The organism is Methylibium sp. (assembly GCF_031393925.1).
Lineage (GTDB): Bacteria > Pseudomonadota > Gammaproteobacteria > Burkholderiales > Burkholderiaceae_C > Methylibium.
Window position 1 is genome coordinate 1 of sequence record NZ_JANMWL010000068.1, and the last position, 6,415, is coordinate 6,415.

Sequence of the window (6,415 nt, forward strand, 5' to 3'; positions counted from 1 at the left end):
CTCGAGGCTGCGTTGATCACCCGCTCACCCACTCACTTCGCCCGCGCCTGCAGCGCCGGGTCGACATCGACGTACTGCCAAAACTCGCGCAGGAAGATGTTGCGGTGATAGCCGATCACCCAGGGTTGGGCCAGGTCGGTGAAGATGCGATGCACATGCACCTTGTAGGGCATGTAGGCAATCATGAGGCGCTGCGCTTCGTCCATCGCGGCCTGCCGCTCGGGGCCGTCGGGCAACTTTTTCTGGCGCTCGTAGACGGCATTGAAGGCGGGCAGGTCGAAGCGCGCATGGTTGGCCTGGCCCTTGTTGGGGCCGTAGCCGAGTTGCAGAAAACCGTCACCGTCGGGCGAGCCCACGCTCCAGCCGACGATCCACATCATCAGCTTGCCGGCGCGCGAGGCCTTCAAATTTTCGGGCCACTGCGAGATGCGAAACACGATGCGCACGCCGAGCGCGGCCATGTTCTTCTGCCACTGCTCGGCCAGAGCGCGCTTGTACTGGTCGGACTCGCTCGCGTACTCCAGCTCCAGCGCTTGGCCGTCGGGCAGGTCGCGCCAGCCGTCGCCGTTTTTATCGGTGTATCCATAGAGGTCGAGCAGGGCCTTGGCGCGCGAGAGGTTGTATTCACCCATCTCGCTGCGCAGGGCCGGGTCGTAGCCGAAGGTGTTGGGGCCGATCGGGCCCTGGGCGGGGATGGCCTGGCCCTTGCGCACCAGGCGGATTTCCTTGTCGATGTCCATTGCCAGCGACAGCGCGCGGCGCAGCGCCACCTTCTCGGGCGTGTAGCCGCCGACCACCGCGTTCTCCATGGCGAAGTAGGTCATGTGCAGATCGGCGCGCGGGTAGCGCACCATCAAAATGCCCTGCTTCTCGAGGTTGGGGGCAAGCTTGGCGTTGGGCATCACCAGGTCGGCGAATTCGGGCGGCACTTCTTCGATGAGGTCGTGTTCCTTGTTCAGGAAGGCGAGCCAACGCGGTTGGCTTTCTTCGATGATGCTGATCTCCACGCGGTCGACCAGCGGCAGCTTCTTGCCTTGATGCTTGGCGACCGCCGCCAGCGCAAGCTTGTCATCGGCCGGCGCTTCTTCGTTGTAGAGGACGGTGCGGTAGTTCGGGTTGCGCTCGAGCACGATCTTCGATGCACGCCGCCACTCGGCCAGCTTGAACGGCCCGGTGCCCACCGGGTGCTCCATCATCTTGTCGGGGTAGGCCTCGGCGACCTCGCGCGCCACCGCGCCCGAACGTGAAGGGTCGGCCAGCATGTGCTCGAAGCGTGGCTGCGGCTCGGCCAGCTTGATCTGGAAGCGGTACCTGTCGAGCGCGCGCAAGCCAGGCACTTCGCGGTCGTAGTCGAACGGTTTCTTGCCGTCGATCGCTTCGCGGCGCAGCTCGGAGAGGCCCAGCAGCTTGGCGTTCTCGAACTGGTAGAGCGTGGGGCTCTTGTGCCTGGGGTCGTAGTGGCGCTTGAGTGAATAGACGTAATCGGCCGCGACCAACTCGCGCCGCTTGCCCTTGAACGCCGGGTCGTCGGCGAAGTAGATGCCGGACTTCAAGGTGAAGGTGTAGGTGGTGAAGTCGGCCGAGATTTCGGGCAGGGCCACGACGGTGTTGGCACGCAGGCGCGCCGGGCGCGCCAGGAATTCGAACTGCAGCGGCGCGTCGAAGATGTTGGCGGCGATGGTGGCCGAGTAGAGGTCGGAGAGCTGGGCCGGATCGAACCCGGTCTCGGCGACGCGGAAGGCGTAGCGCAACACCTTGGACGCAGTGAGGGCTGGCGCTGAGTTGCCTTTCGCGGCTTGCGCGAGCGCGTGGGCGCCGCCGAGGGCCGTCAACAGGGCAAGGGCCAGGGTGAGGCCGCGTCTGAACATCTGAGCAAGCTCCTGAGTCGCTTTGTCGGGCCGGGCCGGACGCGGGCGCAACGCCGCAGCCGAAGGCGCGCAGTCTATGGCGCACGAGCTGACGCCACCAAGGTGGGTGACCCGAACGGCAGGGGGATGGTTCCTGTGATGGGAGCACCAGGTCAACCCTCCCACGAGGATGCGGCAGAGGGAGCATCTCTGCCGGTGCCACTCATGGAGGTGCAGGCAAGGCATTGCTCCCTCTTCCGCTGGCGGGAGAGCGTTGGGGGGAGGGAGGCGGCAAATGCGCGGCGCTCGGGTATCGCCAAGCCCTAGACTCCCGGCCAGCGCAAAAAGTCCGGCAGCCGGCTTGCCACGAGCGAGCCCGCCGCTCCTGTCCTGTTGGAGAACTCCCCCCCGATGGCCGCCTACCTGGTACGGCGCCTGTGGCAAATGATCCCGACCTTGATCGGCGTCGTGCTGCTGGTGTTCTTCTTGTTCAAGTATTTCGGCGGCGACCCGGCCGAAATCCTGGGCGGCCTCAATGCCACGCAAGAGCAGATCGCCGCGATCCGCCAGCAGCTCGGGCTGGACCGGCCGGTGATCGAGCAGCTAGGGATCTTCGTCAAGCAGATCCTGAGCTTCGAGTGGGGCAAGAGCTGGGCGACCAACGAGTCGGTCGCCCACCTGTTTGCCACCCGCCTGCCGGCCACCCTGACGGTGATGACGCCGATCCTGCTGCTGGAAGTGGCGCTGGCGATCCCCTTTGCGTTGATGGTCGCCTATGTGCGCGGCTCGCTCACTGACCGCGCGATCATGATCGCCACCACCGTGGCGTTGTCGATCAGCTTCCTGGTCTACGTGATCGTCGGCCAGTACTTCTTCGCCTTTCGGCTCGGCTGGTTTCCGGTGCAGGGCTGGAGCGACAGCACCTGGATCAATCTCACGACCTATGCGCCGCTGCCGGTGCTGCTGGCGGTGACGGTGAGCCTGGCGCCGCAGACGCGTCTTTATCGCAGCTTCTTTCTCGACGAGATCGGCCAGGACTACGTGCGCACCGCGCGCGCCAAGGGCCTGACCGAGCGCAGCATTCTGCTAAAGCACGTGCTGCGCAACGCGCTCATTCCGATCCTCACCAACGTGGCGGTGAGCCTGCCGGGCATCTTTGTCGGCTCGTTCCTGATCGAGGTGTTTTTCTCCATTCCCGGCCTGGGCCGCGAGGTGCTGCTGGCGGTCAATCGCAGCGACTACCCGGTCATCCAGGCGGTGACGATCTACATCGCCGTCATCACGATGGTGGTCAACCTGGGAACGGACGTGCTCTACAAGATGGTCGATCCGCGGGTGGTGCTGAAGTGAGCGCGGTCTTGCCGCGGGCAGGCGCACCGCTCCCGGCCGCTGCGGCCGAGCGCTCCGAAGGCGTGTGGGCGGCGGCCTGGCGGCGCTTTCGCGACGACCGCGTCGGCATGGTGTCGCTGGTCATCGTGGCGTCGTTCCTGCTGCTGGTGATCGCCGCAGGCCTGGGCCTGGTGGCGGCCGGCTGGCAGCAGGAGAGCGGCGTGCCCAATGCGCCGCCCGGCTTCATGGGGCCGGCCGCGCCGCAGGAGGCGGTCGTGGCCGCGGTGCCCAAGGGGCCGCCGGTGGATCTGTCGGACATCGACCCGCTTGCACCCAAGTACGCCGAATGGGCCGAGGCCGCCAAGAAGTACGAGACCACCGAAGCGCCGCGCGCCCGCACCCTGCCCTTCGGCGCCGACCGCCTGGGCCGCGACGTGCTCGCCAAGGCCGTCAAGGGCGCGCAGATTTCCATCCTGGTGGGCGTCTCCGCCGCACTGCTGGCCACCTTGATCGGCACCTTGCTCGGCGCGCTCGGCGGCTTCTTCGGCGGCAAGGTCGGCGACCTGCTGGAGTGGGTCTACAACGTCTTCACCTCGATCCCCGGCATCTTGCTGATCTTCGCCTTTGCGGCGGTCACCGGGCGCGGCGTGGAGTCGGTGGTGCTGATCCTGGGCCTGACCGGCTGGACCGGCATCTACCGGCTGGTGCGCGCCGAGTTCATCAAGCACAGCGTGCGCGAGTACGTGCGCGCGGCCGAAGCGATCGGTGCTTCGAACCTGTCGCGGATGTTTCGCCACATCCTGCCCAACGTGAGCCACGTCGTGCTGGTGCAGTTGTCGATCCATGTGGTGGGCTTCATCAAGGCCGAGGTGATCCTGAGCTATCTCGGCCTGGGCGTCTCGGTCGACCAGGTGTCCTGGGGCACAATGCTGGCCGAAGCGCAGGGCGAACTGATCCTCGGCCACTGGTGGCAGCTGGTGGCCGCGACGGCCTTCATGGCGGTGTTCGTCACCGCCTTCTCGCTCATGACCGATGCGCTGCGCGACGCGCTCGATCCCAAGCTGCGCGGGGCCGAGTGAAGCCGAGGCGCCGATGAGCCGCTACACCGCCACCATCGCCTGGGCGCGCGGCGACGCGCCCTTCACCGACCACCGCTACCCGCGCGCGCACCGCTGGCGTTTCGACGGCGGCCTGGACATCCCGGCATCGAGCTCGCCGCAGGTCGTGCCGCCGCCGATGTCGGACCCGGCCGCGGTCGACCCCGAGGAGGCTTTCGTTGCGTCACTGTCGAGCTGCCACATGCTGTGGTTTTTGTCGATCGCGGCCCAGCGCGGTTTCGTGGTCGATGCCTACACCGACGCGGCCGAAGGCGTGATGGCGAAGAACGGCGCCGGCAAGCTGGCGATGACCGTCGTGACCTTGCGCCCGCGCACCGTGTTTGCCGGCCAACGCCGGCCGAGCGAGGCGCAGCTGCAGGCGCTGCACCAGCGCGCTCACGAGCAATGCTTCATCGCGTCGTCGGTGCTGACCGACGTGCGCTGCGAGCCGGAACTCGCCTGAATCCACGGAGTAGCGAATGCTGTTGAACGTCGACAACCTGCGCGTGCGCTTTCGCCTTGGCCGAGGCGCCCAGGCCAGCTATGCCGAGGGCGTAGGCCGCGGCGAGCAGGGCGTGAGCTTCCAGATCCCCGAGAACACCACCGTCGCGCTGGTCGGTGAATCGGGCTCGGGCAAGAGTGTCACGGCCATGTCCATCCTCAAGCTGCTGCCCGACAACGCCGAGCGGCAGGGCGCGATCAGCTTCCTCGGCCGCGACCTGCTCGCTGCGAGCCTGGCCGAGCTGCAGGCGCTGCGCGGCAAGGACATCGCCTGCGTGTTCCAGGACCCGATGACCTCGCTCAACCCGGTGTTCACGGTTGGCGACCAGCTGGCTGAGCCGCTGCGCGTTCACCTCGGCATGAGCCGGCGCCAGGCGCGCGCACGCGCCCTGGCGCTGCTCGCCGAAGTGGGCCTGCCCGACCCGGCGCGGCGCATCGGCGCCTATCCGCACGAGCTTTCGGGCGGGCAGCAGCAGCGCGTGATGATCGCCATGGCGATCGCCTGCGAACCCAAGCTGCTGATCGCCGACGAGCCGACCACCGCGCTCGACGTGACCATCCAGCGCCAGATCCTCGAGCTGCTCGCGAGCCTGAAGGAGCGCCTGCGCATGAGCATGCTGTTCATCAGCCACGACCTCGGCGTGGTGGGCGAGATTGCCGACCGCGTGGTGGTGATGCGCCAGGGCACGGTGCGCGAGCAGGGCCCGGTGGCGGGCATCTTCGCGGCGCCGCGCGACCCGTACACGCGCGCGCTGCTCGCCTGCCGCCCCACCTTGGCCACGCCGCCCGCGCGGCTGATGGTGATCGACGACCACCTGGCCGCCGAACAGCGCAGCACCTATGCAGCGACCGATGCGCGCTCCGTTGCGCCCCCCTTGCGCGTGGCCAAGGCCAAGGACCCGGCCGCGCCGGTGGTGCTGAGGGTGGGGGCGTTGAAGAAGAGCTTCTGGCTGCGCACCGGCGTGTTCGGTCGCCGCGAGTTCCAGGCCGTCAAGGGCGTGAGCTTCGAGCTGCGGCGCGGCCACACGCTGGGCATCGTCGGCGAGTCGGGCTCGGGCAAGACCACCACCGGTCTGGCGCTGCTGCGCCTGCACGAAGCCATCGGCGGGCCGATGGCCGGCACCGCGCTGTTCCAGAGCGCGCAGGGCGGCGAGCCGCGCGACCTGCTGCAGCTCAGCAAGGCCGAGTGGCTGCCGCTGCGGCGCAAGCTGCAGGTGGTGTTCCAGAACCCGTATGCCTCGCTCAACCCGCGCTTCACCATCGGCCAGACCTTGGTCGAGCCGATGACGATCCACGCGCTCGAAGGCAACGGCGCGGGCCGCCAGGCCAAGGCGCGCGCACTGCTCGCCAAGGTGGGCCTGGACGCCAGCGCCTGGGGCAAGTACCCGCATGAGTTCTCCGGCGGCCAGCGCCAGCGCATCGCCATCGCGCGCTGCCTCACGCTCGACCCCGAGGTGCTGGTGCTCGACGAGGCGGTGTCCGCGCTCGACGTGTCGGTGCAGGCGCAGGTGCTCAACCTGCTCAAAGACCTGCAGGACGAGCTGGGCCTGGCCTACGTCTTCATCAGCCACGACCTCGCGGTGGTGCGCTTCGTCGCCGACGAGGTGCTGGTGATGAAGGACGGCGAAGTGGTCGAGCGCA

At 67.8% G+C, this 6,415-nt stretch carries 5 protein-coding genes; 4 read left to right on the forward strand and 1 reads right to left on the reverse strand.

All coding sequences use genetic code 11. The features are described from left to right. Positions 1 to 32: 32 nt before the first annotated feature. The gene (locus RMO12_RS04380; RefSeq protein WP_309638348.1) at positions 33 to 1,868 is read right to left on the reverse strand and encodes an ABC transporter substrate-binding protein; all 1,836 of its coding nucleotides are present in this window, start codon (positions 1,866 to 1,868) and stop codon (positions 33 to 35) included. A 390-nt stretch (positions 1,869 to 2,258) separates the two neighbouring features. On the opposite strand from RMO12_RS04380, the gene RMO12_RS04385 reads away from it, so the two are divergent. The 4 genes from RMO12_RS04385 to RMO12_RS04400 all read left to right on the forward strand — a co-directional run. Continuing rightward, on the forward strand, positions 2,259 to 3,197 hold the full coding sequence (locus RMO12_RS04385) for an ABC transporter permease (protein WP_309638349.1): 939 nt from the start codon (positions 2,259 to 2,261) through the stop codon (positions 3,195 to 3,197). After that, positions 3,194 to 4,255 (forward strand): ABC transporter permease, encoded by a 1,062-nt coding sequence (locus tag RMO12_RS04390; protein WP_309638350.1) that lies wholly within the window; start codon positions 3,194 to 3,196, stop codon positions 4,253 to 4,255. The genes RMO12_RS04385 and RMO12_RS04390 overlap by 4 nt, the downstream gene beginning before the upstream one ends. Positions 4,256 to 4,268: 13 nt before the next feature. Then, positions 4,269 to 4,736 carry an OsmC family protein gene (locus RMO12_RS04395; protein WP_309638351.1) on the forward strand — a complete coding sequence of 156 codons (468 nt, stop codon included), beginning with the start codon at positions 4,269 to 4,271 and terminating at the stop codon, positions 4,734 to 4,736. Between the two features lie 16 nt (positions 4,737 to 4,752). After that, positions 4,753 to 6,415: dipeptide ABC transporter ATP-binding protein (locus tag RMO12_RS04400; protein ID WP_309638352.1), on the forward strand; the 1,663-nt coding region annotated here is incomplete at its 3' end.

Bases quoted from the DNA above. Each gene is read 5' to 3' on its own strand.
- RMO12_RS04380 (WP_309638348.1), bottom strand. From the start codon at position 1,868: ATGTTCAGACGCGGCCTCACCCTGGCCCTTGCCCTGTTGACGGCCCTC.
- RMO12_RS04385 (WP_309638349.1), top strand. From the start codon at position 2,259: ATGGCCGCCTACCTGGTACGGCGCCTGTGGCAAATGATCCCGACCTTG.
- RMO12_RS04395 (WP_309638351.1), top strand. From the start codon at position 4,269: ATGAGCCGCTACACCGCCACCATCGCCTGGGCGCGCGGCGACGCGCCC.